The 24,911-nt window shown below is 40.7% G+C and carries 23 protein-coding genes and 1 pseudogene; 9 read left to right on the top strand and 15 right to left on the bottom strand.

The genetic code is table 11. The annotated features are described in order from the left end of the window. Positions 1-94: 94 nt before the first annotated feature. Both ACKI4H_RS18140 and uvrB read right to left on the bottom strand, forming a co-directional pair. The gene (locus tag ACKI4H_RS18140) at positions 95-682 is read right to left on the bottom strand and encodes a lipocalin family protein (protein WP_407308268.1); all 588 of its coding nucleotides are present in this window, start codon (positions 680-682) and stop codon (positions 95-97) included. 146 nt (positions 683-828) lie between these two features. Then, positions 829-2,853, bottom strand: coding sequence for an excinuclease ABC subunit UvrB (uvrB, locus tag ACKI4H_RS18145; RefSeq protein ID WP_407308270.1), 2,025 nt, complete (start codon positions 2,851-2,853; stop codon positions 829-831). 327 nt (positions 2,854-3,180) lie between these two features. Between uvrB and ACKI4H_RS18150 the strand changes: the two genes are divergently transcribed. Further along, entirely contained in the window at positions 3,181-3,969 is a 789-nt protein-coding gene (locus tag ACKI4H_RS18150; protein WP_407308273.1) for a hypothetical protein, read from the top strand. A 182-nt stretch (positions 3,970-4,151) separates the two neighbouring features. Continuing rightward, positions 4,152-5,609 (top strand): diguanylate cyclase domain-containing protein, encoded by a 1,458-nt coding sequence (locus ACKI4H_RS18155; protein WP_407308275.1) that lies wholly within the window; start codon positions 4,152-4,154, stop codon positions 5,607-5,609. A 73-nt stretch (positions 5,610-5,682) separates the two neighbouring features. Here ACKI4H_RS18155 and ACKI4H_RS18160 read toward each other — a convergent pair whose 3' ends face one another. Beyond that, positions 5,683-5,862, bottom strand: coding sequence for a hypothetical protein (locus tag ACKI4H_RS18160; protein WP_131268877.1), 180 nt, complete (start codon positions 5,860-5,862; stop codon positions 5,683-5,685). A 407-nt stretch (positions 5,863-6,269) separates the two neighbouring features. Here ACKI4H_RS18160 and ACKI4H_RS18165 point away from each other — a divergent pair, with 407 nt between their 5' ends. The 5 genes and pseudogenes from ACKI4H_RS18165 (at position 6,270) to ACKI4H_RS18185 (ending at position 10,673) form a co-directional block, all read left to right on the top strand. Then, the gene (locus ACKI4H_RS18165; protein WP_407308277.1) at positions 6,270-7,352 is read left to right on the top strand and encodes an OmpW/AlkL family protein; all 1,083 of its coding nucleotides are present in this window, start codon (positions 6,270-6,272) and stop codon (positions 7,350-7,352) included. Between the two features lie 159 nt (positions 7,353-7,511). Further along, the gene (locus ACKI4H_RS18170; protein ID WP_407308279.1) at positions 7,512-8,726 is read left to right on the top strand and encodes an MFS transporter; all 1,215 of its coding nucleotides are present in this window, start codon (positions 7,512-7,514) and stop codon (positions 8,724-8,726) included. After that, the gene (locus tag ACKI4H_RS18175) at positions 8,719-8,853 is read left to right on the top strand and encodes a hypothetical protein (protein WP_407308282.1); all 135 of its coding nucleotides are present in this window, start codon (positions 8,719-8,721) and stop codon (positions 8,851-8,853) included. The genes ACKI4H_RS18170 and ACKI4H_RS18175 overlap by 8 nt, the downstream gene beginning before the upstream one ends. Positions 8,854-9,037: 184 nt before the next feature. Then, positions 9,038-10,000, top strand: a pseudogene (locus ACKI4H_RS18180) (TauD/TfdA dioxygenase family protein). Positions 10,001-10,343: 343 nt separating this feature from the next. Further along, on the top strand, positions 10,344-10,673 hold the full coding sequence (locus ACKI4H_RS18185; RefSeq protein WP_407308285.1) for a four-helix bundle copper-binding protein: 330 nt from the start codon (positions 10,344-10,346) through the stop codon (positions 10,671-10,673). A gap of 153 nt (positions 10,674-10,826) precedes the next feature. On the opposite strand, the gene sthA is transcribed toward ACKI4H_RS18185, so the two are convergent. Then, on the bottom strand, positions 10,827-12,239 hold the full coding sequence (gene sthA / locus ACKI4H_RS18190) for a Si-specific NAD(P)(+) transhydrogenase (protein ID WP_407308287.1): 1,413 nt from the start codon (positions 12,237-12,239) through the stop codon (positions 10,827-10,829). 214 nt (positions 12,240-12,453) lie between these two features. Between sthA and lipA the strand changes: the two genes are divergently transcribed. Next, entirely contained in the window at positions 12,454-13,467 is a 1,014-nt protein-coding gene (gene lipA / locus ACKI4H_RS18195) for a lipoyl synthase (protein ID WP_171537883.1), read from the top strand. 152 nt (positions 13,468-13,619) lie between these two features. Here lipA and ACKI4H_RS18200 read toward each other — a convergent pair whose 3' ends face one another. The 11 genes from ACKI4H_RS18200 to ACKI4H_RS18250 form a co-directional block, all read right to left on the bottom strand. After that, complete coding sequence (locus tag ACKI4H_RS18200) at positions 13,620-14,273, bottom strand: tRNA-(ms[2]io[6]A)-hydroxylase (protein ID WP_407308289.1); 654 nt, start codon at positions 14,271-14,273, stop codon at positions 13,620-13,622. A gap of 12 nt (positions 14,274-14,285) precedes the next feature. Continuing rightward, a complete protein-coding gene (gene pdxJ, locus ACKI4H_RS18205) occupies positions 14,286-15,011 on the bottom strand; it encodes a pyridoxine 5'-phosphate synthase (protein WP_407308292.1) in 726 nt (241 codons plus the stop codon). 26 nt (positions 15,012-15,037) lie between these two features. Continuing rightward, positions 15,038-15,748: a DNA repair protein RecO gene (gene recO, locus ACKI4H_RS18210; protein ID WP_407308294.1), complete on the bottom strand. Its 711-nt coding sequence runs from the start codon at positions 15,746-15,748 to the stop codon at positions 15,038-15,040. A 12-nt stretch (positions 15,749-15,760) separates the two neighbouring features. Beyond that, positions 15,761-15,949, bottom strand: coding sequence for an NF038104 family lipoprotein (locus ACKI4H_RS18215; RefSeq protein ID WP_131382885.1), 189 nt, complete (start codon positions 15,947-15,949; stop codon positions 15,761-15,763). A gap of 37 nt (positions 15,950-15,986) precedes the next feature. Further along, positions 15,987-17,015 (bottom strand): GTPase Era, encoded by a 1,029-nt coding sequence (gene era, locus ACKI4H_RS18220; protein WP_131382886.1) that lies wholly within the window; start codon positions 17,013-17,015, stop codon positions 15,987-15,989. Positions 17,016-17,020: 5 nt separating this feature from the next. Further along, positions 17,021-17,713, bottom strand: coding sequence for a ribonuclease III (rnc, locus tag ACKI4H_RS18225; protein WP_407308297.1), 693 nt, complete (start codon positions 17,711-17,713; stop codon positions 17,021-17,023). Then, entirely contained in the window at positions 17,685-18,059 is a 375-nt protein-coding gene (locus ACKI4H_RS18230) for a DUF4845 domain-containing protein (RefSeq protein WP_407308299.1), read from the bottom strand. Before ACKI4H_RS18230 ends, rnc begins: the two co-directional genes overlap by 29 nt. A 21-nt stretch (positions 18,060-18,080) precedes the next feature. Then, positions 18,081-18,908: a signal peptidase I gene (lepB, locus tag ACKI4H_RS18235; protein ID WP_407308301.1), complete on the bottom strand. Its 828-nt coding sequence runs from the start codon at positions 18,906-18,908 to the stop codon at positions 18,081-18,083. Between the two features lie 21 nt (positions 18,909-18,929). Further along, positions 18,930-20,747, bottom strand: coding sequence for a translation elongation factor 4 (lepA, locus tag ACKI4H_RS18240; protein ID WP_407308303.1), 1,818 nt, complete (start codon positions 20,745-20,747; stop codon positions 18,930-18,932). Between the two features lie 243 nt (positions 20,748-20,990). After that, complete coding sequence (locus ACKI4H_RS18245) at positions 20,991-21,452, bottom strand: acyl-CoA thioesterase (protein WP_407308306.1); 462 nt, start codon at positions 21,450-21,452, stop codon at positions 20,991-20,993. A gap of 137 nt (positions 21,453-21,589) precedes the next feature. Further along, entirely contained in the window at positions 21,590-22,972 is a 1,383-nt protein-coding gene (locus ACKI4H_RS18250; protein WP_407308309.1) for a Do family serine endopeptidase, read from the bottom strand. Between the two features lie 228 nt (positions 22,973-23,200). Between ACKI4H_RS18250 and nadB the strand changes: the two genes are divergently transcribed. Then, positions 23,201-24,853 (top strand): L-aspartate oxidase, encoded by a 1,653-nt coding sequence (gene nadB, locus ACKI4H_RS18255; RefSeq protein ID WP_407308311.1) that lies wholly within the window; start codon positions 23,201-23,203, stop codon positions 24,851-24,853. Positions 24,854-24,911 lie beyond the last annotated feature (58 nt).

Here is a 24,911-nt window from a genome sequence, read left to right on the forward strand (position 1 = left end):
ACCTTTCAAGAAAACTTGATAATTCCCCTTTAAAATTGACCCTTCAATAAAAAAACCATGCCGAAGCATGGTTTGATCACTTAATCATTCAAGATTATTTTTGAGTCTGTTTGGTATAAATTACATCACCAATGTCGTAACCTAGCGATTGGGCATAATCCAGATATTCCTTGACTACTGCTTGATCCGGGTGGGCTGAACGGGACAACACCCATAAATATCTGCGACGTGGCTCACCCACCAATACAGTTTGATAAGCATCGTCAATTTTTAGCACCCAGTAATCACCACGCCCGACTGGTAACCAGCGAATAGATTCTGGCAAGAAACTGACCTTCAGCTTGGTGTTAAATGGCGCATTTTGAATAAATGCCTCACCGACAGAATGGGTTGATTTTCCATCTTTAGTATAGCAACGATTATCTACCCCAACATTGCCATTTTCATTGAGCGTGTAGGTCGCAGATACATCACGATCACACTTATTTTGAAAGTACATCGGCTTGCGCGCAACTTCATACCAAACCCCGAGATATCTATCCAATTCAACTTTTTCAACGGTAGGTAATGATTTGGTTTGTGCATAAGCCATGGTTGCCATACCCAAACCAATGAGCACGGCGCCTCCAACTGCAATTTTAGCTAGCTTAAAGCCTGCTTTAGGAAGATCATTTTTTGTCATAAAGCTACCTTTCCAGTCAACATTTAAAAGTTATTTCAAAGTTATAAAATAAATATCAATTTAAAAATAACCCATTCCAGCTGACTGATACTGTAGCGTTATGTAATGATTTTGCAGTAAAAATTAAGTTTCTACTTCATTCATCCTTAACTTAGCAGCTGTGCTTTTAAACGAACAATCTCATCACGCAGTCGTGCTGCCTGTTCAAACTGCAACTCTTTTGATGCTTTCAACATCTCTTTTTCCAGTTTAGACATGTGTTTCGCCAGCAACTTAGGATCAGCCAGAATATGGCGTTCATCCGCACTTAAAGCACGTGCCTGATCCGAGATGTTTTCATCAATCTGATCATCTGTCAGCACTTCACCGGTATCAATATCCTTATTGTTTTGACGCTTGGTGCTGCGCGGCGTAATCCCATGCAAGGTATTAAACTCGATCTGCTTGGCACGGCGTCGGTCAGTTTCATCAATCGCTTTTCGCATGGAATCGGTGATGCGGTCAGCATATAAAATTGCTTTACCCTTCACATTACGCGCGGCACGACCAATAGTCTGAATCAGTGAACGTTCAGAACGCAAGAAGCCTTCCTTGTCGGCATCCAGAATTGCCACCAAAGATACTTCCGGCATATCCAGACCTTCACGTAACAAGTTAATGCCCACCAGCACATCATGCACACCCGAACGTAAGTCATGAATAATCTTTACCCGTTCTACAGTGTCGATATCCGAATGCAGGTAAGCGACTTTAACGCCATATTCTTTTAAATAAGAAGTTAAATCCTCTGCCATACGTTTGGTTAAGGTGGTGACCAATACACGTTCATCCAGATCTTTACGCAAATTGATTTCTGAAAGCACATCATCGACTTGGGTCAGTACCGGACGAATTTCAATTTCAGGATCGACCAGACCGGTTGGACGAACTACCTGCTCCGCAATTTGCTCAGATCTTTCCAGCTCATATTTTGCCGGTGTGGCACTGACATAAATGGTGGTTGGAACTATACGCTGCCATTCTTCAAATTGCATTGGACGATTATCCAAAGCACTCGGCAAACGAAAACCATAATTCACCAGATTTTCTTTACGTGAACGGTCACCTTTATACATTGCACCAATTTGCGGAACCGTGACATGTGATTCATCAATAATCAGTAAAGCATCGTCAGGAATATAATCAAACAAGGTCGGCGGTGCTTCCCCCGACGGACGACCAGACAAATGACGTGAATAGTTTTCGATCCCGTTGGTATAACCCAACTGCTGCATCATTTCCAGATCATAACGGGTACGCTGTTCAATACGTTGCGCTTCAAGTAATTTGTCATGCTCACGAAAGAAAACCAAACGCTCTTTCAGTTCTTCACGAATAGTGCCAATAGCACGCTGCAAGTTATCTTTCGGTGTCACATAATGACTTTTTGGATAAATCGTCACACGCGGTACTTTACGTACCATTTTCCCAGTTAATGGATCAAACCAGCGAATTGAATCAACTTCATCATCAAACAGTTCAATACGAATTGCATCCTGATCCGATTCGGCTGGAAAAATATCCATGATTTCCCCGCGAATACGATAAGTGCCACGTAAAAATTCAAGTTCATTGCGGGTATATTGCATCTCAACCAGACGGCGAATAATGTCATCACGACTGATTCGATCACCCTGCACAATATGCAGCAGCATGCTCATATAGGCATTGGGATCACCCAAACCATAAATTGCAGAAACGGAAGCCACAATAATGGCATCGCGACGTTCTAATAATGCCCGCGTTGCTGAAAGGCGCATCTGATCAATATGATCATTAATGGCAGAATCTTTTTCGATAAAGGTATCGGAAGACGGAACATAGGCTTCTGGCTGATAGTAATCATAATAACTGACAAAATATTCAACTGCATTATTCGGGAAAAATGACTTAAATTCGCCATATAACTGTGCAGCCAAGGTTTTATTGTGTGCCATGACAATGGTGGGGCGTTGGGTCCGAGCAATGACGTTGGCCATGGTATAGGTTTTCCCCGAACCTGTTACCCCTAATAGCAACTGGTCGTGATAGCCTTTTTCAATACCACTGACCAGTTTCTCAATGGCCTGCGGCTGATCACCCGCAGGTTGATAGCTGGTCACTAATTCAAAAGGTTGTTGACTATCCGACATATTTTTCAGCTTCTATACAATAATACAATTCCAATAATATGAGGGCTAAAGCTCAACATGCAATATCGGGATATTTATATTTGTGTATTTCACAGCTTTAAATTTTTTTTACATTCCCCTCTTTATTTTTATGTCTTGGCAGGCTTAAATCACGACAATGAAGCGTGGTTCCTCAATGAGCTTTTCTTAACTAATATGCTTGAAATAGGTTAAAAATTTAATCTTCATTATAATCTGTAGACTAAATTTAAAAATACTGATCTTTCGCTTGACCATCGGCTCTTTCAATTGCAACATGAAGAAAGACCATCACGATTGTATACACCTATGTCATATCACTATCACGATGAAAATATTATAAAAAGCTTACCTGAAGATACTGTGTTTGTTTTTGGCAGCAATATGGCAGGACTGCATGGAGGTGGAGCTGCACGTACTGCGCTTGAGCACTTTGGTGCGGTGACAGGTGTCGGTCGCGGTTGGTCAGGCCAAAGCTACGCCATTCCGACCATGAATGAGCATCTGCAACAAATGCCCTTGTCACAAATTCAACACTATATTGATGATTTCAAGATTTACGCCAAAAACCATCCCAAGATGACCTATTTTATTACCGCGGTGGGTTGTGGGATTGCAGGTTATAAAACTGAAGAGATTGCGCCAATGTTTAAGGGCATTTCACATAATGTGATTTTCCCAAGTTCATTTCGCCCCTTTGTAGAAAGAACCTTACCAAAGCTGACCCGTCATTTCTTAAGAACGGTTTTTAACGATGATGTGATTTTTTCAACACATGATGATGAGGTAATTACCCACCTAGATTTATCTGAAAATGAAAAAAGTGCCGCAAGAATTATTTTAAATACGCAAATCTACCCAACAGATAGCAATGGCCGTGATCGTAGTTTTGAAATTTCAGATATCTTACATGGGTTAAATGGCAAAATATTCGAATGGCACAGTAACTCTGAAGGCCCAATGATTTTTGGCGGCGTAATTTTAGCTTTACTTGAACTTTATAACATTAATGAAAAAGATTTTATTGATGTGTGGCTAGGCGAACGGGAAATTCCTGCCCCAAGACCTGAAAATAAAGCCCGTCGAAAAAATCGCTAACTTTCTAATCTGACTTAAAAAAGCCAATTCTTGAATTGGCTTTTTTAATGATGCAATTGAATATTTTTTTAAACCAATCATCATAAATATAAAAAATTTTTTACTTATCACTTTATTTTAAAATCATTTTTTTATCTTTATACTGCCCTCTTAAATTTAAATAAAAATGCCGAGCTCGTGTAATGGAAATGTTGGATTCCCCTTTTTTCGAATTATCACCCATTGCCATGTGGCTTGAAGACTATAGCGAAGTTAAAAAACAATTTGATCTCTGGCGTGAACAGGGTGTGTACGATCTATTAAGTTTTCTACAGGAAGATGAATTCCACATTCTTGAATGCGCAAGAAAAATTAAATTATTAAAAGTAAATTCCAAAACTCTGGAGCTATATGAGGCCAAGGACTTTGATCATTTACATCAAAATCTTGAGTTGGTTTTTAAAGAAGATATGCGCAAAACCCATGTCCAGGAACTGCTCGCTTTATGGAATGGCGAAACCCAGTTTTCCAATTCCGCAGTAAACTACACACTGACGGGCCAACGTCTGGATATCCAGCTCAAAGGCATTGTACTGCCAGAACATGAACATGATTTATCGCTGCTGTTAATTACCACTGAAGATATTACTTCTTATACCGAGGCCTGCCGTCTTGAAGAAAAAAGTCGACATCTCGCGGAAGCCCGCTTTATTTATTCACCCACTTCACTTTGGGTAGAAGATTTCAGCCGGATCAAATTTAAATTAGACAAATTACGGGATTTGGGTATTGAAGACTTTCCAACTTTTTTAGACGTGCATAATGACTTTGTCTATGAATGCATCAAAGACATTCTGCTCATTGATGTCAATCAGGCAACACTGGAGTTATTTGGTGCACCCAATAAAGACACATTATTTAAAAATATGCATAAAGTTTTTGCCCAGGAAATGACCCAAACTTTTCGAGAGCAATTGATTGAGCTTTGGAATGGCAATATTCATCATCAGCGTGAAGCTGTAAATTATGCACTTGATGGCAGCATCCGCCATGTATTGCTGCAATTTACCGTATTCCCCGATTATCTGGATAATTGGGGAATGGTTCAGGTTGCGCTCACAGATATCACTGCGCGAAAAAAAGCTGAAAAATATCTGGAATATTTAGGCAAGCATGACGTGCTGACCAAACTGTATAACCGTTCTTTTTATACAACTGAATTAAATCGATTACAACGCAATATGCAGCGTCCGGTATCATGTATTTTTATTGATATCAATGGATTAAAAGAACTGAATGACAGTTTAGGTCACGATGCGGGTGATGGTTTATTACAACGTATGGGCAACGTATTGAATCAGGTGATTCAGCAAACCCTGTATTCTGCCTGTCGGATTGGAGGTGACGAGTTTGTCATCCTGCTACCAGGTGCTGATGAAGCGGCACTACAAAACTGTTTGCAAAGCCTGCAAGAACTTTTATTTGTAGATAACCAGTTTTATTCTACTCAACCCATCAGCCTGTCCATAGGTTATGCGACCAATTATGCGGATGAACGTATGGAAGATATGCTAAAACGTGCTGACATGGCGATGTATCAGGACAAAAGAAATTATTATCTAAACCACAATAGAAGAAAACCAACACTTAATGATATTTGATCAAACGTCCTGTATCACCTGACTCAAATAAAAAAAGCCATGGCAAAAACCATGGCTTTTTTTATTTGAAAACTTAACGCTTTCCCATCGAACGGCGTGTACCGCGAGGTGGCATCCAGGTACGATCAGCATAACGCTGTGGACGCGGGCGCAGTTCTTCTAACACTTCATCCGCATTTTGCTCATTCTCTTTTTTAATCGGGAAAGGCAAATTGATCAATGGTTTTTTCTTGGGAGTATTTTGGGTGCTCATGTGATTCACTCAAGGATTTCTGAGACATATTGTACGGAAAAATGCCTCCAAGTGCGAGATACGATTTTAGATCCTGCATATTGCGCCCTTTTATTTCATACATCACCCACACCTGAATAGCATTTTATATTGTCCATCAGTTTTAAAATCGTGCTTAAAATGCGTTAAAAATATCTAAATATTCGCGTCATTATCCTTCACTTAAACCTTTAATAATTTTACTAATAAGCAAAAAAAATTAAGTTACAAAAAATTATTCTTTCCTATGTTATTGATAACAAATAAGCAAAAATATTACAGGAACACAACCAGAATTATATTTTTAAATAACATTTAGGTGATTTTTCAACCATATAATAAAAATTAGAAAAAAACTTAAAAATGTAAAATGGACATGGAGTCCCTGAATGAAAAAGTCGCTACTTTGTATTATGTCGTCTCTTGTTGCTTTACCTGCAATCAGTTATGCCGATTCACCCTATTTTAGTTTAAAAGATGGCGATGGATTTAAACGTTTTTCTGTTTCTGTCGGTGCACTACATGTCATGCCTCAAGGTAAAGCTCAGCCCTTCCAAGTCAATACTGCTGTTAAAAATAGTGAAATTTCCCAAAATGGCGATATTCAAGTCAATACCGTATTGAACAACCTGAATTCTAGTATTGACCAAGATGGCCTTGCTGCAGCATTAAAATTTTTAGGTTTTTTTACTGGCGGTGAATTAGGTAGTGAACTCAGTGGCAGTTCAAAAATTCAAGGTTTAGAGGAATGGAATAACCCCGGGACAGGCTTAGAGGCAGATGATGTCACGACTCTTGGCATTTTGACCAATTATTTCTTTACCGATCATGTTTCCTTTGAAATGAAAGCCGGTATTCCTCCTAAAGTTGACTTGCAAGGTAAAGGCAAAATTTACGCACCCTTTTCTGCCATTGCTACACCCCAAATTGGCAATTTACCTCTAGAATTTTTAAATATTGATCTACAAAATGATATTTTTATCACTGATTTAGAAGGCAATGGTTCCGCTGCTACAGCACGAGCCTGGACGCCTGCCTTTGAATTCCAATACCATTTTGGTAAAACTGGGATCAATAAATTCCGCCCTTATGTAGGCTTAGGCGTCATGTATGCTTATTTCAATGAGCTGGAAATCAACCCACGCACCGAACAGGACTTAATTGCGTCAGGCCATATGATTGCCAATATTAAAGAAGGTAATGCCGGCGCTGCTCTAGAGGGTAAACTGAGCAAAGCCAATCCTCAGGTTGACCTAGAGGCCACCGATGCGATTGTGCCTATCGCAACGCTTGGCTTTACTTATGACTTTAATGACAAGTGGTTTGCAGTTGGTTCAGTTTCCTATGCGCATATGAAAAATGAAACCACCATTACCGTGACTGATGCCACTCACGGTGAATTAATCCGTTCTAAGGCCGATATCGAAATTAACCCAATATTGGCTTACGCAGGTGTAGGAATTCGCTTCTAAGTTTTTTATTAAGAAAAAATGACGGCTTTATGTCGTCTTTTTTTGATTTCATAAAACTTTATATAACTTAATTTTATCATTTGTTTAAATTTTATTTAATCGCTTCGCTATTCAGAATCTAATAACCTATCAATTTCACAATTGCAACATGGATGAATTATGTCAGACACACGTTTTTCCAAGCCTCTTATTTACATGTTAATTGGAAGTGCATTGATTCTGGCATTATCCCTCGGGGTACGTCATGCTTTTGGTTTGTATCTGGTCCCTATGAGCCATGAGTTTGGCTGGGGACATAATGTCTTTAGTCTTGCTATTGCAATGCAAAACTTAATCTGGGGTGCTGTACAACCCATTACCGGTGCTTTTGCAGATAAGTATGGCAGTAAAATTGTGGTGGCCGTAGGCGGAGCCTTATACAGCATTGGTTTATTGCTTATGGCAGTCAGCTCCACCGGCTTAATGCTAAATTTAAGCGTGGGTTTAATCTTAGGTTTAGCCCTCTCTGCAACATCTTTCCCCATCCTACTTTCTGCTGTAGGACGTGCCGCACATCCTGAAAAGCGTAGCCTTGCAATGGGAATTGCCAGTGCCGCAGGTTCTTTTGGGCAATTCATCATGTTGCCATCAACCCTGCTGCTTTTACAAAATATGGGTTGGTCAGCAGCATTGGTGGTCAGCGCCATTTTTATTGCCCTGATTATTCCTTTGGCATCAATGTTAAAAGCGCCGATGTATGTTGCTTCTAACCCATCTGCTCTCGCAAACACACCCGCTTTAAGTTTTAAACAAATTTTGGTGATTGCCAAAAACTATCCACCATTCTGGTTTTTAGCTCTGGGCTTTCTTGTTTGTGGTTTCCAAGTTGTATTTATTGGCATTCATTTACCCGGTTATCTGATTGATCACGGATTTAATGCAACCACCGGCACCATTTTCCTGGCTTTAGTCGGTTTATTTAATATTGTCGGAACATATAGCGCAGGCTGGCTGGGCGGAAAATACTCCAAGCCTAAGTTACTGATGGGTTTATATGGCTTACGTGGAATTACAATTATTGGCTTTTTGGCACTGCCTTTAACCACATGGACAATTTATGCCTTTGGCGTCATTATGGGATTACTCTGGCTCTCTACCGTGCCCCTCACCAATGGCATTGTGGCGAATATGTTTGGGGTTAAATACCTCTCCATGCTCAGTGGCATCGTATTTTTTACCCATCAAGTCGGTTCATTTTTTGGCGGATGGCTCGGTGGTGTCAATCACGACATGACTGGCAACTACAATATGGTGTGGATGTTTTCGATCTTGCTGAGTCTCTTGGGTATCGTGGTGCATTTTTTCGTCAATGAGGAGGCTGTGATTCATGACTGATTCTCTATTTGGATTAAAAGCCATGATTGCCGTGGTTGTGATTGGATTAATCAGTTTAGCCATTCTATTGTGGTTTAAAACCCCGCAACTGTTTGAATATTTCAATCAAGCATTTTGCCCCCATTAATGCTTAAAAATCAGCACTTAAACAGCAAAAAAACTGCTTTATTTTGCTGTTTATATTAAAAGTTTAATAATCATAAATTTAATTATTTTTCGTTGTTATTTCATAAGTTTAGCACTTCTTTTGATTTGGTATCTGGATCATTTTTGATTAGATTTTTTTCACAGCAAAATAATTTGAGAAAAAGATGACCAGCCTCACCCAACTATCCCAAGCCATTCATGATGCACCACGTTGGCATCAGAAAGAACAATTTCAAAACCCAGAAGAAATCAGCATTATTCCCTTACAAGGTGAAGCATTAGGTGCCGTTGTTTTTGGTTTGGATGCCCGTAAAGCACAAGCCGGTGAAACGATTCACCGGCTGAAACAAGCCCTGGCTGAGCACTTGATTTTAATTTTCAAAAAACAGACATTAGATGATTTGTAGTACTTGGCTTTCACCAGTTATTTTGGCTCTATATTCCGCCCCAGTGCAGACAATCCAGTACTTGCCACTCAATCAGATACGGGCACGCCACCCGATGTGATTCCGGTGTCGAATGCCGTGGGTCAAGGCGATTACACCGGTCATGGCGAACTTTCACCGCATGCCGATCATCAATGGACGCCACAACCCTCTTTCGGTTCCTTACTCTATGCGATTGAACTTCCAGAAGATGGCGGTCAAACCTCATGGTTCAACACCATTAAGGCTTATGAGGCTTTAGACCGTGACACTCAAAAACATATTGATGAGTTGCAATTAATTACCTACAACCCGTTTGTCCGTCGACAACAGCTTCAAGACCATGATAGCAATGGTTATGGCACAAGTCCTTTATATCGTTTTAAAGATCAACCGATTATTGGCCACGCTTATCCACATCCTCTGGTACGCACCCATCCTGAAAGTGGTCGCAAAGCGCTTTGGTTAAATACACGAAGTGAAGTGGAATTGGTGAATTATGACGATCAAGCAGGTAGTGAATTAATCGCTTCATTGCACGAGCATATCTTAAAGCCTGAATTCCGTTATGAACATCAATGGGAAATTGGCGATATCGTGTTTTGGGATAATCAGGTGACTTTACACTCGCGTCGTCCTTTTCCTTCCGATCAACGCCGATTACTAAAACGGATCAGTCTGGCAGGGAGCCGTCCTTTTTAATAAGAAATAAAGATAAAAAAAAATTTAATCAAATTATCTAAAATGATTTAACTCATGACCTCTAATCTTTGATCTTTGATCTTTGATCTTTGATCTTTATATTTCACCATTGAGAATGACCAGCTCAATGGTGATTTTTTGAAATAAATTTTGAAATAAATCATGCTCTGCTCACACCCCTTATCTGCAAAATTAAAATGATTGAGAAAATCCATTTTTATAAAATAATAGTTTAACAAAATCCCTGCTTTATTTACTTTTCCTCACCCAATCGATCTGGTGTATTTTTCTTTTTCTGATTAACGTATTCAATGATTAAAATGCATCACTTCAAGGAGAAAATATGAATAATAGCCATTTTTCAGATTGTGCTCAAGCCTGTATGCACTGCTCTCTGGCCTGTACCACCTGTGCCAGTGCCTGCCTAAAAGAAGAACATTTGGAGATGATGCGCGAGTGTATTCAGCGTTGTCTGGATTGTGCCGACATCTGTCAGCTCTGTGCCCGTATGGAGCAGAAACAGTCGCCTTTTAGGCAAGAGATTTGCGCCTTATGTGCCAAAATGTGTGAATACTGCATGGAAGAATGTAGCAAGCATCAGGATGAACATTGTCAGCGCTGTGCCGAAGCCTGCCATCAATGTGCGGAAGAATGCCGAAAAATGGCAGCCTGATTGCTCTCTTATTAGTCTTAGTTGAAAGAGAAATTTTCAATATATCCCGCTGATAGTGATTTTCTTTGATTAAACTGATTTGATTTCACTGACCTGAATCAAAAAACCCGCAAATCTTCACTTGCGGGTTTTTATCTAAACCAAAGCTTGAACTTAGAATAAACGGTTCATACCATTTAATGTTGCTACACGATACGCTTCCGCCATAGTCGGATAGTTAAAAGTGGTTTCAACAAAATATTTAATCGTGTTGTTACCACTCTTCATCACTGCTTGACCAATGTGAATAATTTCAGAAGCATTGTTACCAAAACAATGTACGCCCAAAATTTCCAGCGTGTCACGATGGAACAGAATCTTCAACTCACCCACAGTGTCACCGGTAATTTGTGCCCGAGCCAGATGACGGAAAGACGCTTGACCGACTTCATAAGGAATTTTTTCTTCAGTTAACTGCTGTTCCGTCTTACCAATCGATGAAATTTCCGGAATGGTATAAATACCTGTCGGAATATCCTTAACCGGTGCCACATGTTCACCGCTCATGTTTGAACCTGCACAACGACCTTGGTCATAAGCAGCAGAAGCAAGCGATGGCCAGCCAATTACATCACCGGCAGCGTAAATATTTTCCACTTCCGTCTGATATTGATCATTTACAGTTAACTGACCGCGGCTGTTTGGTTGAATGCCGACATTTTCAAGGCCTAAACCATCGGTATTACCCGAACGACCGTTACACCACAAAATGGCATCCGCTTTAATTTTCTTGCCACTTTGTAAATGCATCACCACGTGATCATCAAAGGTTTCAAGATGATCCAGTTGTTCATTATGGCGAATCAATACGCCCTGTTCACGCAAACGGTAAGACAAGGCATCAGAAATTTCGTCATCGAGGTAGCTGAGTAATTTGTGCTGGGTATTAATCAAATCAACTTTATGGTCCAGACCAATGAAGATCGACGCATATTCACAACCAATAACACCGGCCCCGTAAATGATAATTTTTTGAATCGAGAAATCCAGCTCCAGAATTTTGTCTGAATCAAATACACGTGGATGATTAAAATCAAGCGCCGCTGGACGGTATGGACGCGAACCTGTCGCGATCACCAACTGCTGAAAAATAATAGTTTCTTTAATACCATCCTCACTGAAAATCAGTGCGGTATTTTTATCTTGAATGTAGGCACGACCATGATAAATATCAATTTTATTACGGTCATAAAAACGAGAATGGGTTTCAACCTGCTGTTGAATCACTTTATGAGCATTACGTAATACTTGTTTCATAGTGAACTGTTTCCAGTCGCCCACTTTCTGGAACATTGGATCACGTTGGTAACGTAAAATGCTCGATACGGTTTGACGTAATGCTTTACTTGGAATGGTTCCTACATGCGTACAGTTACCACCCAACTGCTCACGAATATCAACAATTGCAACACGCTTGCCTGATTTAGCAAGTTTCATTGCTGCGCCTTCACCAGCAGGGCCTGAACCGAGAACTACCGCATCATATTTGACGAAAGTTCCACTAACGACCTCTTTTTTACGTGGCATTCAACGCTCCTTTAATCAAAATCTATCTTTAATCAATCTAAGCTATATTATGACGTAATTCCCGTGCATTGGGTGTATTTAGCTGACATATATTGAGTGATAACAACATTTTTTAAATGAATATCGTTTTTGCCCTATTTGAGCCCAAGTTCGCTATAATAACAGGGCTATTATGTCTCGCATCTCCCCCGTCAAAAACAGTGGAAAGTTGAATATGTCTGAAAACCGTAAACCAGAACAGGGTGTCAAACTTCGTGGCGCAGAGAAAGTCGCTCGTATTCCTGTAAAAGTTATTCCTACGGTTGAAACGCCACGCAAACCGGATTGGATTCGCGTCAAAATGGCGGCTCCTGATGAAGTTCAACGCATTAAAACTACGTTACGCGCACAAAAATTACATACAGTGTGTGAAGAGGCGGCGTGTCCTAACCTACCAGAATGTTTTGGCGGTGGTACAGCAACCTTTATGATTATGGGTGATATCTGTACCCGTCGCTGTCCTTTCTGTGATGTGGCACATGGTCGTCCAAATGCACTTGATCCTGATGAACCACGTCATATGGCAGAAACGATTTCCAATCTTGGTCTGAAATATGCAGTGATCACCTCTGTTGACCGTGATGACCTTCGCGATGGTGGTGCTCAGCACTTTGTAGACTGCATTAAAGAAGCACGTGATTTAAGCCCGAAAACGCTACTTGAAATTCTAGTTCCAGATTTCCGTGGTCGTATGGATGTGGCTTTACGCATTATGACGGAATGCCCACCAGACGTATTTAACCACAACATTGAAACTGTGCCACGTTTGTATAAAGCGATGCGTCCAGGTTCTGATTATCAGCACTCATTAGACCTGCTTAAAATGTTTAAAGAGTACTGCCCTGACGTTCCAACCAAATGTGGTTTGATGGTAGGTCTAGGTGAAACTGAAGAAGAAGTGCTGGCTCTACTTGATGATCTTCGTGCACATGATGTGGACTACATCACCATCGGTCAGTATTTACAGCCTTCTAAGCAACACGCACCCATCGACCGCTTCGTTACTCCAGAAGAATTTGAACGCTATACCGCACACGGCCAAAAGCTCGGTTTCAGAAATATCTGGGCTGCACCGATGGTTCGTTCAAGTTACTTTGCTGACCGTCAATATTATGGCGAACCTGTTCCAGCAGTACGTCGTAAAGCCGATCCTGCCAAGAAAATTGCCGTTCAAACCATTGAAGCTTAATTCAGCCTAAATAAAAATTAGCCTGATTTAATGATGCCAATCTAATCTACTTAGGTTGGCATTTTTATTTTCAAGATTCTAAAATGACCAGATATAAAAAATCCCCTATTCAAATAGAGGATTTTTAAAGAACTATAAATAAAAACTATAGATTAAGCCGCTTTACTCGGCACACCACTATGAAAGCGGAATAAATTATCTGGAGTTAAAATCAGGTTTTTTTCCACTTCACGAAAGTGCGCAATACGCTGCTGAATATCTTCTTTAGGGTTTTTTAACTTTGACGTTTGAGCGACATCCAGTGCCAATGCCAAATAATCTTCAAAGTGACGAGATTCAGACTTGAGAAGATAACGGTAGTATTTACCCAAGTCTTCATCTACCAGCGGTGCAAGCGCATAGAAACGCTCACATGAACGCGCTTCTACAAAAGCCCCAATCACCATAATGTCGATTAAAGCTTCAGGCTCATAAGTACGTACTTCTTTACGCAATCCACCAGCATAACGGCCCGCACTAATCGATTGCCATTCCTGTCCGCGTTTGGTCATCAGTTCAAGCACTTGTTCATAGTGCAGCATTTCTTCACGCACTAACTGTGCCAGCTTAACCTGTAAATCTGTAAAGAAGGTATAGCGAAACATCAGGTTCATGGCAGTACCTGCTGCTTTCTTTTCACAATTGGCATGATCTTGCATGAGCAACTCTAAGTTATTCATTGCCTCATCTAACCATGCTTTAGGCGTTTCACATCCCAAGAAGCCAAGAACCGGCTTCATAAGATCATCATAATTTATTAACGACATAATTCTAAAAACTTATCTTGCTGATTTAATAACAGCTTTCATTTGTTGAACAGCTTGAGCCAAACCGATAAATACAGCATCGGCAATAATGGAATGACCAATATTGAGTTCATGAATTTGTGGAATTTGCGCAATTGGCGTGACATTTTCAAGGTTTAAGCCATGTCCTGCATTCACCAGCAAGCCTTTAGAGGCTGCATATTCTGCACCTTGAACTATACGCTCAAGTTCGTGCTGTTGTGCTTCTGCTGTTTTTGCATCGGCATAAGCACCGGTATGGATTTCAATGGTCGGTGCACCACAGGCAATTGCGGCATCAATTTGTGCAATATCGGCATCAATAAACAAAGACACTTCACAACCAATCGCAGTCAAGGCTTGGGTTGCTGCTTTGACATCTTCAAAATGACCTACAACATCCAGACCACCTTCAGTGGTCACTTCCTGACGTTTTTCTGGAACAAAGCAAACATGATGCGGCTTGATTTCTTTGGCGAATTCAACCATTTCAGGAGTCACTGCCATTTCCAGATTCATATGCGTTTTCAATAACGGACGCATACGACGCACATCATCATCTTGAATATGACGACGGTCTTCACGCAGATGCAAAGTAATCCCTTCTGCGCCGGCTTGTTCACAAATCAATGCAGCATTGACTGGATCTGGATAAGTAGTTCCACGCGCCTGTCGCAATGTCGCCACATGGTCAATATTTACACCAAGCAAAGCAGCCATAACAATTTCCTAACCATGATTAAAAATTAAGATTTAGATTGAGTATTTTGAACCCACAATTGCCGGCTTTTAAGCGGTCGGTCTCCCAAAAGAGAGGTGATCATCTGCCGATACAGTTGCGCCAACAATTGTAACTGCTCCGGATTAAAATCCCTACCCTTTTCATAATCACGCATCGACAGAATTTGCTGTCCTGCTAAAGTTGAGCGTGACTGTTGTGCGGTTGGGATAAAACCCTCATTGAGCTGAAATATATAGTGCTGTGTTTCTTGAATCTCATGCTGCTGAGCATCGGTGCTAAAGTCGAGTGCATAGCCGAGCTCTTCTAACAGGGCATGCTCGAACTGACGCAAAATTTGTCTGAGAAAAACATGAGGATTTTCGTGCTGCGCCAATTGCTGCAGTTGTTGCAAGGTCAGATGATATTGCACAAAGGTCTGTGGCATTTCGACTTCAACTGGACATAAACGAAGAATAAGTTCATTCAAATAAAAGCCAGAAAAGAAGGCATCACCAAAGAAAAAAACCGGCTGATTGACAATTTCAAGTTTGGTGAAATTTTTAAGATCGGATTTTCCTGAAGCCTGCAAGCAAATCGGTTGATATTGCGGAGGTGGAGTTTGTCTTAATATTCCATCAACGCGACCATGCTCCTGTGTAAACAAATGCACGATATGACTGCGCTCACGGTATTTACGGTGATGGATTAAATAGCCATGCAACTCTTCATTTCGCATGAATAATTAAATCTAGTCTTTTTTCTTTTTAGAATCTTCTTCATCATCCCCATCAGGAATGACCGCCCCCACGACAGCAGCAGTTCCTTTAACTACGCCCTTCGTGGTTTTATAAGCCACTTTTACAGGGACAGTGACAAGTTTATGAACACAGCCTTGCAGAAATAAAACACATACTACCACTGCCAATACTTTGATCATCACTATTCCCTATAAAAGCGTTACTTATCTAAACCGTTTAGATATCGCTATAACCTAAACTTTTCAATGCACGTTCGTCATCAGACCAGCCACCTTTCACTTTAACCCAAAGTGTCAGCATGATCTTTTGTTCGAACATTTTTTCCATATCCGCGCGCGCATCCATACCGATTTTTTTTAGCTTCGCGCCCTTCTCACCAATCACAATGGCTTTTTGGCCTTGGCGATCAACAAAAATCGTCGCATCGATATAGGTACAGGCAGGTTTTGGACGACCTGTTTTTTCGTTAATCGTTGCTTCTTCAGTCTTAAACGACTCAATCTGCACGGTTAAATCATACGGAAGTTCCTCACCTAACTGACGCATGATCTTTTCACGAATCACTTCAGAGGCAAGAAAGCGCTCTGAACGATCGGTAATTTGATCCAATGCATATAAAGGTGGCTGAAACGGCAAATAGGTTTCAATCGTGTCACGTAAATGATCAAGATTTGATGCACGCAAAGCTGAAACAGGAACAATTTCTGCAAAATTCATCAACTTCGCGCGTTCTTGAATCAATGGCAAGGCACTGTTTTTATTTTCAAAAGTATCGATTTTGTTAATCACTAAAATCACTGGCATTTCAGCATTTTTCAGTTTTTCCAAAACCAACTCATCATTTTGAGTCCACTTTTGGGCATCAACAACGAACAGCACCAGATTTACATCACGCAGTGCCGAACTTGCTGCACGGTTCATCATTTTATTGATGGCACGAACTTCTTTCTTGTGCATCCCTGGCGTATCAACAAAGACTGCCTGAGATTTTTCACGCGTATCAATACCGACAATCTTATGGCGAGTAGTTTGTGGTTTACGTGAGGTAATCGAAAGTTTTTGACCTAAAATATGATTCATTAACGTAGATTTACCCACGTTCGGACGTCCAACAATGGCTACAAATCCACTTTTGAAATCTTTAGGAATGGTTGTGCCTTGTGAACTGAAAAAATCATTAATCAGGTCATTGCCGTTGCTTTGCGGCTCGTGATCAGCATCGATGTGATCAGAATGTGTGGTCATGCAGATTACTGCTCCAATTGTTTTAAGATATCTGCCGCTACTGCTTGCTCAGCAAAGCGACGACTGGATCCTTCACCGTACAATACAGGCAAGCCCTCGATAATACATTCCACTTTGAAATGCTGATTCGGGGCATCGCCTTGAATATCCACAACATCGTAAATAGGGAGAGGCTTTTTACGAGCTTGTAAATATTCCTGTAATCGCGATTTGGGATCTTTGAGTTGGTCTGTAGGCTCAATATGATCTAAATATGGTATGTACCATTTGAGTACAATCTCCTGCAAGACTTTTAAATCATTGCAGTCGACATAAATTGCACCAATAATCGCTTCTACAGTATCAGCAAGAATAGATTCTCGATGATGTCCACCCGATTTCAACTCACCTGTGCTTAAGATTAAGCACGGACCAAGTTTTAAATCGTTTGCAATTTTGCCTAATGCTTCTTGACGAACCAATGTGGCACGCATACGCGTTAAACGCCCTTCATTTTCATGAGGGTAGGCTTGATACAAATAATGGGCAATGATCATCCCTAATAACGAATCGCCTAAAAACTCCAGACGCTCATAATTAGATTTATGACTCACCGATCGGTGTGTCAGTGCAAGCTGCAATAATTCAGGCTGTTTGAACTGATAACCGATACGGTTGACTAAGTGCATATCACTTAGTTTGGACTGACCTTTGATCAAAACTTTTCTCGAACTTTAACACTAAATCTATATTGAGTAAGAATGGCTTTCTTATCTCATAATCTTTTTTCACTTGTAGCCCATCAGTATTGACGACTTTTGCAACATCTTTAAAATTGATATCACGTATACCATTCATATCGAAACGCTGTCCCATCTTTGTCTCAAACTCAGAAGGAGCAATGTTTTTTGGACTACTTTGCATTAATTCCGTAATCTGATTATCGATCATTCGATCATCTACATACGGTCCCCAAACCGCAATTGCAATTTTTACTAAAAATGCAAAACCAATAATTGCAATCAAAATTGCAATATAAGATGCACCTTGTTGATTTTTACGCATTTGTTATTTTTCCATTCATGCTTAATCAATTTTACCGTTACGGTTAAATGACGGCAATTTTAAACCAGGCTCTTTATGCATCCAAATATAGAATGCACGACCCGTTAAGTTTTCTTCTGGTACAAAGCCCCAAAAACGACTGTCAGCACTTTGATCACGATTATCCCCCATCGCGAAGTAATGGCCTTGTGGAACTTTGACTTCCCAATATAAACCATTTTCAGCCGAGTATTTACCATTTTCAACATAATTAATAAATGGTGCTTGTCGTGCGACATTTACATCTTCAAGCTCACGCATTTTAAAGCTATGTTTACCCAATGTTTCTTGATGGTAAATCGACGCAGGTGTATCTAAAATATCTTTTTCACGGCTAAATTCAACCGGAACTTTAGCAACCTTATTCCCGTTAATTGAAAGCTGTCCATGATCATAAACTATATGATCACCGGGCAAACCAACTACACGTTTAATATAGCTAATGGTCGGTTGCGGTGGATAGCGGAATACAATCACATCACCGCGTTCTGGTTCACCCACATCAATCACTTTTGTATTGACGATAGGTAATCGTATTCCATAATTAAATTTATTGACCAGAATAAAGTCGCCAGTTTCTAAGGTTGGGACCATAGAATCTGATGGAATATTAAAAGGTTCGTATAAAAATGAGCGCAGAATCAGGACAACGGCCAACACCGGCCAAAAGTCATACGCCCATGTGATAATGAAATTTTCATTATCCTTGCCTAGAGTCTGTCTTTGTTTAAAAACAAACTTATCCAATAACCACACCAAAAAGAAAATCAATGTGGCTGGTACAAGGATTAAATTAAAATCAAAATCCATGGGCTTATATCCTCAATCTTATTATCTTTCTACTTTCAATACAGCCAGGAACGCTTCTTGCGGGATTTCAACACTACCCACTTGCTTCATACGTTTCTTACCTTCTTTTTGCTTAGACAACAGTTTCTTCTTACGTGAAACGTCACCACCATAACATTTAGCCAATACGTTTTTACGCATCGCTTTTACAGTAGAGCGCGCAATGATTTGTGCGCCAATGGCTGCCTGAATCGCGACATCAAACATTTGACGTGGAATCAGCTCTTTCATTTTCTCGACCAGCGCAATACCACGGTGACGTGCATCATTACGATGAACAATCATCGCCAAGGCATCCACTTTGTCACCATTAATCAAGACATCCACTTTTACCAGTGATGAGCTTTCAAAACGAACAAAGTTGTAATCGAGTGATGCAAAACCACGTGAACATGATTTCAAACGGTCAAAGAAGTCCATTACCACTTCAGCCAGTGGAATTTCAAAGGTCAAAGATACTTGTTTACCCAAGAATTTCATTTCTTTTTGAACACCACGGCGCTCAACACATAAAGTCATGACGTTACCCAAGTATTCTTGAGGAACCAAAATATGACATTCAGCAATCGGTTCGCGTAAATCTTCAACCATTGAACCATCAGGCATTTTTGATGGACTGTCGATGTAAATGGTTTCGCCATTTTTCATTAAAGATTCATAAATGACTGTTGGTGCAGAGCTGATCAGATCTAAATCATATTCACGCTCTAAACGCTCTTGCACAATTTCCATGTGCAGCATGCCCAAGAAGCCACAACGGAAACCAAAACCTAATGCATCTGAACTTTCCGGTTCAAAAAACAATGCAGAGTCATTAATCTGTAATTTATGCAGCGCTTCACGGAACGGTTCGAAATCACTCGCATCAATGGGGAACAAACCAGCATATACCTGTGGCTTAACCTTTTTAAAACCAGGTAAAACAGCAACGTCCGGGGTGGTAGACAAAGTAATGGTATCGCCCACTGGCGCACCAAAAATATCTTTAATCCCTGCAATCACAAAGCCTACTTCACCCGCTTCCAGCTCGCCTGTTTCAGTGTGCTTGGGGTTAAAAATACCGACTGAAGTTACAATATGGGTTTGACCGGTCGATTTGACCAGCATTTTATCACCCTTACGGATACGACCTTCTTTTACGCGTACCAGCGAAACCACGCCTAAATAGTTATCGAACCAGGAATCGACAATCAAAGCTTGTAAAGCAGCATCCCGATCACCCACTGGCGGTGGAATCACATTGACCAATGTTTCTAAAACACCCTCAACCCCTAAACCGGTCTTTGCAGAACAGGTTGGTGCTTCTGTCGCCTCAATTCCGATAATATCTTCAATTTCTTGAATGACACGCTCAGGTTCAGCTTGAGGTAAATCAATCTTGTTTAAAACAGGAAGAACTTCTAGACCCTGCTCAATGGCGGTATAACAGTTCGCGACTGATTGCGCTTCTACACCTTGTGCAGCATCGACAACCAGTAATGCACCTTCACAGGCTGCTAATGAGCGTGACACTTCATAAGAAAAGTCAACGTGTCCCGGAGTATCAATAAAGTTAAGTTGATACTCTTGACCATTGGGATGGGTGTAATACAAGGTTACGGATGCAGCTTTAATGGTAATTCCGCGTTCACGCTCAATGTCCATAGAGTCAAGGACTTGCGCTTGCATTTCACGCGCTTGCAGACCACCACAGGTTTGAATAAACCGATCTGCAAGCGTCGATTTACCATGATCGATATGTGCAATAATCGAAAAATTTCGTATATTATTGATATTAACTGACTTTTTAGCAACTGCCATAAACTACTCTAAATCAAAACACACAATCACATACTTGAATGAACAAAGCATTTATGACGTGCAAAAAAGGATATTCCGAAGATGTTGCACAGTATAAGCAGTAGATAGTTAAAAATACAGTGAGCTTTTAAAAATAGTCAGTTTCTTCTGCAAAACTTTGTAATCAATCCAAATATTGATATTTAAATGTAATACCTGTAATTGAATTAGGTTTTTAGGTCTTCATCGACTGGAAGGAAGCTATTAATTTTCACCTTTCAAATGAATATAGGTGAAATCCAGCGGATTAATATTAGCGGCTATCGGTTGATAAGCCTGGGTAAACGTCGGTGACATGCGTTTTGGTCGACCGGTTGCGATTTCGATACAAGCCCATTTGGTACTTCCCGTGAATAAAATACTTTGGTCTTGAGGGCGATAGAAAACGTATTGACGGAAAGAATAAAGTGCATTGAGATCATTCAACCAGGTGCGCAAAATAATTTTTTCGCCTTTAAACGCTGCCTTACGATATTGTACCTGATGTTCAATTGCCACCATTGCATGCTTTAGTTCAAGATATTCTTTCAGTCCCAAACCCAACGCTTCAATATGAGCAGTCGCCACTTCCTGTATCCACTGCATATATACTACATTATTAACATGTCCCAAACTGTCAATATGCTCGGCTTGAACGGTCATTTCTAAATCAAAAACTGTGCTCATATATTCTGTAAACCCGTACGCTGTACAAAAAAATCGTTCAAGGAAATACAGTCTACGTAATTTCAGGATCGAGTAAAATTGCAAAATATAAAAAAACCACTCATTTTCAGAGTGGTTTTGCTGTTGATTGATTGGGACTATTCAATCCGCATCCCCAAAATTGCACGTTGGTCTTGACGAATAATCGAAACTCGAGCAATTGAACCTTTTTTCAACTCCGATACAGCTTTAATAAAATCATTACTGTTCAGAATGGTTTTATTGTTGATTTGGGTAATGATATCGCCTGCAACCATACGCGATTGTGAAGCAATACCTCCTCTCTTCACTTCCTCGAGCAGAATGCCACCTTTAATATTCAACTGAGTTTGTTCAGCGGCAGTTAAATTGCGAATGCTAACCCCAATAACCGGGCCTTTTTGCTCAGCATTTTGTTCCACTTTTGCTGGGGTGTCATCTGGAGCCGTGGTCACAGTCGCCGAGATATTACGGGTTTTGTCATCGCGTAAAACTTGCAATTGAATGTTTTGATTCGGTGTAGTTCGGTTTAAGTAATTAAGCAAATCCGAAGTTCTTGAAATGGGTAAGTCATTATATTTCAAGATCACATCGCCAGATTTAAAGCCGGCTCTGGCTGCGGGTGAATTTGGTGCCACCTGTGTGACCAGTGCTCCTTCAGGTTTGGACAGGTTATAAGATTCTGCAAGGGTACGATCAATATCTTGCAGCATAATTCCCAAGTATGAACGCGTCACCTTACCATTCTTTTTCAGCTGCTCAGCCACATCCATCGCCACATCAATTGGAATGGAGAATGACAAGCCCATATATCCGCCAGTTCCACTAAAAATTCGTGAATTCACCCCCACCACTTCACCATTTTGATTAAACAATGGACCACCCGAATTACCGGGATTCAAAGCTACATCGGTTTGAATAAACGGAACGGAAGTTTCTCCCATCATGTTGCGCATTTTTGCGCTGACAATGCCGGCTGATGCGGAATAATCAAAGCCGAAGGGGGAACCAATGGCCAGTACCGGCTCTCCCACTCTCAGGCCATCAACATTGCCGGTACGTAATTCAGGAAAATTCGAACCATTAACTTTAAGAAGTGCAACATCAGTACGCTCATCACTTCCCACCACAGTCGCATCAATTTCTCGGCGATCATTCAGCATGATCGTGACTTTAGAAGCATCTTCCACTACATGGTGATTGGTCAGCAAATAACCATCCTTACTAATAAAGAATGCGCTGCCATAACCCGTTTTTTCCTGAGGTGTCTGTTGCTGAGGAATAATCACGCGATTACCGAAGAAACGTTTTAATATTTCAGGAACTTGCTGCTGTAGCAATTCTTGCTCTGTCATTTTTTTAACGACATTTACACTAACAACTGCAGGACTAACCTGTGCTACCAGATTAGAAAAATCCACCGGAGTAGCTGCCTGTGTTTGTAGTGCCGCCATGTTAAATAACGCAGCATAAATTCCTTTTTGTACATAGCGATTTTTCATATTAAAGCATTCACTCCACTTTGTTTTGAGTATAAGTAGATAGTTTCTAGCATAAACACAATCTATCTTGGGTAACAATATGTTCGATTATATTTGTATAAACAATAGCTTAAGGTTTTCTTAAAAGTTGGCTGGCTTATTACTTTTTCTCATCATACATTAGCATATTCGCTCTTGTCTTTTGATCAAAAAAACGTTGTTATTAGCAAACTTTTTTCGAATTAGCTGATGAGCATGTCTAATTTAAACACAACACATCATTTTGATGTGGTCATTGTGGGAAGTGGCGGTGCAGGTTTAAGTCTGGCTTTATCGCTACCCGATCATTTCAACATTGCAGTTTTGGCAAAATCAACGTTAACAGATGCCAGTACTTTTTATGCACAAGGCGGTGTTGCGGCTGTTCTGGATGAAACTGATTCAATTGAACAGCATATTGATGACACCATGATTGCAGGTGCACAGTTATGTGAAATTGATGCGGTCAAACAGACGGTAGAAGGAGGAAAACCCTCAGTGGATTTCCTTTTAAAACAGGGTGTGCAATTCACGCTAAATGAACAGGAACAACTCCATTTAACCCGTGAAGGCGGGCACTCCCAGCGCCGTATTATTCATGCCGCAGATGCAACCGGCCGTGCCATTTCAACCACTTTAGTTAAACGTGCCCAAGAAAAAAAGAACATCACGATTTTTGAAAATTATATTGCAATTGATTTAATTACCTCACAAAAATTAGGACTGAAAGCACAGGACAATCGCGCTTTAGGTTTATATGCTTTAGAGGAAAAAACTGAAAAAGTGCATACCTTTTTAGCGCCCTCTACCGCTTTGGCGTGTGGTGGGGCGATGAAAGCCTATCTGTATACCTCCAACCCTGATATTGCTACAGGGGATGGTATTGCCATGGCTTATCGTGCCGGTTGCCGTGTAGCCAATATGGAATTTAACCAGTTCCATCCGACCTGTCTTTACCATCCTCAAGCACGGTCCTTTTTGATTACTGAAGCCATGCGTGGTGAAGGGGCTTATTTACGTCTGCCCGATGGTGAACGCTTCATGTTGCGTTTTGACGAACGTGCTGAACTTGCACCCCGTGATATTGTGGCACGTGCGATTGACTATGAAATTAAGCGTTTAGGGATTCGTCATGTCTGGCTGGATATCACCCATAAACCGGCCGAGTTTGTGAAAGAACACTTCCCTACGCTCTATGCACGTTTATTGGAACTGGGCATCGACATCACCACGGAAATGATTCCGGTGGTTCCTGCCGCTCACTATACCTGTGGCGGAGTAATGGTCGATGAAAATAGTCAGACCGACCTTGAAGGACTGTATGCCATTGGTGAAACCTCTTATACCGGTTTACACGGCGCTAACCGAATGGCCAGCAACTCACTTTTAGAGTGTTTTGTGTATGGAATGAATGCTGCAGAACATATCAAAAGTCAGTTTAATTCAGCTTATGTCTCTCCAGATGTACCCGCCTGGGATGATTCACAGGTAATGAATCCGGATGAAGATGTGGTGATTTTACAAAACTGGGATGAACTGCGCCAGACCATGTGGAATTATGTCGGGATCGTACGAACCACCAAACGTTTAGAACGTGCGCTACATCGTATTGAAATGCTGAAACGGGAAATTACCGAATATTATCAAGATTATCAGGTGAGTAAAAATCTGATTGAACTGCGGAATTTAGTCTTAGTGTCTGAGATGATTGTACGCTGTGCCATGGAACGTAAAGAATCACGCGGCCTGCACTTTACTTTGGACTATCCTGAATTGTCGGATGAACTGCGTAAAACCGTACTGGCTCCACCCAACTTTAAAGTGGAAACACCGTTGGTGAATATAAAAACTTTCGTGAATTAATCTATAAATGGAAGATATCATTTTCGAATGCTATCTTCTTCATTACTCTTTTTTATAA

Source organism: Acinetobacter sp. (assembly GCF_045628685.1).
Classification (GTDB): Bacteria; Pseudomonadota; Gammaproteobacteria; order Pseudomonadales; family Moraxellaceae; genus Acinetobacter.

Coding starts and splice junctions, on each gene's coding strand:
- ACKI4H_RS18140 (WP_407308268.1), bottom strand. CDS start 682: ATGACAAAAAATGATCTTCCTAAAGCAGGCTTTAAGCTAGCTAAAATT.
- uvrB (WP_407308270.1), bottom strand. CDS start 2,853: ATGTCGGATAGTCAACAACCTTTTGAATTAGTGACCAGCTATCAACCT.
- ACKI4H_RS18150 (WP_407308273.1), top strand. CDS start 3,181: ATGTCATATCACTATCACGATGAAAATATTATAAAAAGCTTACCTGAA.
- ACKI4H_RS18155 (WP_407308275.1), top strand. CDS start 4,152: ATGGAAATGTTGGATTCCCCTTTTTTCGAATTATCACCCATTGCCATG.
- ACKI4H_RS18160 (WP_131268877.1), bottom strand. CDS start 5,862: ATGAGCACCCAAAATACTCCCAAGAAAAAACCATTGATCAATTTGCCT.
- ACKI4H_RS18165 (WP_407308277.1), top strand. CDS start 6,270: ATGAAAAAGTCGCTACTTTGTATTATGTCGTCTCTTGTTGCTTTACCT.
- ACKI4H_RS18170 (WP_407308279.1), top strand. CDS start 7,512: ATGTCAGACACACGTTTTTCCAAGCCTCTTATTTACATGTTAATTGGA.
- ACKI4H_RS18175 (WP_407308282.1), top strand. CDS start 8,719: ATGACTGATTCTCTATTTGGATTAAAAGCCATGATTGCCGTGGTTGTG.
- ACKI4H_RS18185 (WP_407308285.1), top strand. CDS start 10,344: ATGAATAATAGCCATTTTTCAGATTGTGCTCAAGCCTGTATGCACTGC.
- sthA (WP_407308287.1), bottom strand. CDS start 12,239: ATGCCACGTAAAAAAGAGGTCGTTAGTGGAACTTTCGTCAAATATGAT.
- lipA (WP_171537883.1), top strand. CDS start 12,454: ATGTCTGAAAACCGTAAACCAGAACAGGGTGTCAAACTTCGTGGCGCA.
- ACKI4H_RS18200 (WP_407308289.1), bottom strand. CDS start 14,273: ATGTCGTTAATAAATTATGATGATCTTATGAAGCCGGTTCTTGGCTTC.
- pdxJ (WP_407308292.1), bottom strand. CDS start 15,011: ATGGCTGCTTTGCTTGGTGTAAATATTGACCATGTGGCGACATTGCGA.
- recO (WP_407308294.1), bottom strand. CDS start 15,748: ATGCGAAATGAAGAGTTGCATGGCTATTTAATCCATCACCGTAAATAC.
- ACKI4H_RS18215 (WP_131382885.1), bottom strand. CDS start 15,949: ATGATCAAAGTATTGGCAGTGGTAGTATGTGTTTTATTTCTGCAAGGC.
- era (WP_131382886.1), bottom strand. CDS start 17,015: ATGACCACACATTCTGATCACATCGATGCTGATCACGAGCCGCAAAGC.
- ACKI4H_RS18230 (WP_407308299.1), bottom strand. CDS start 18,059: ATGCGTAAAAATCAACAAGGTGCATCTTATATTGCAATTTTGATTGCA.
- lepB (WP_407308301.1), bottom strand. CDS start 18,908: ATGGATTTTGATTTTAATTTAATCCTTGTACCAGCCACATTGATTTTC.
- lepA (WP_407308303.1), bottom strand. CDS start 20,747: ATGGCAGTTGCTAAAAAGTCAGTTAATATCAATAATATACGAAATTTT.
- ACKI4H_RS18245 (WP_407308306.1), bottom strand. CDS start 21,452: ATGAGCACAGTTTTTGATTTAGAAATGACCGTTCAAGCCGAGCATATT.
- ACKI4H_RS18250 (WP_407308309.1), bottom strand. CDS start 22,972: ATGAAAAATCGCTATGTACAAAAAGGAATTTATGCTGCGTTATTTAAC.
- nadB (WP_407308311.1), top strand. CDS start 23,201: ATGAGCATGTCTAATTTAAACACAACACATCATTTTGATGTGGTCATT.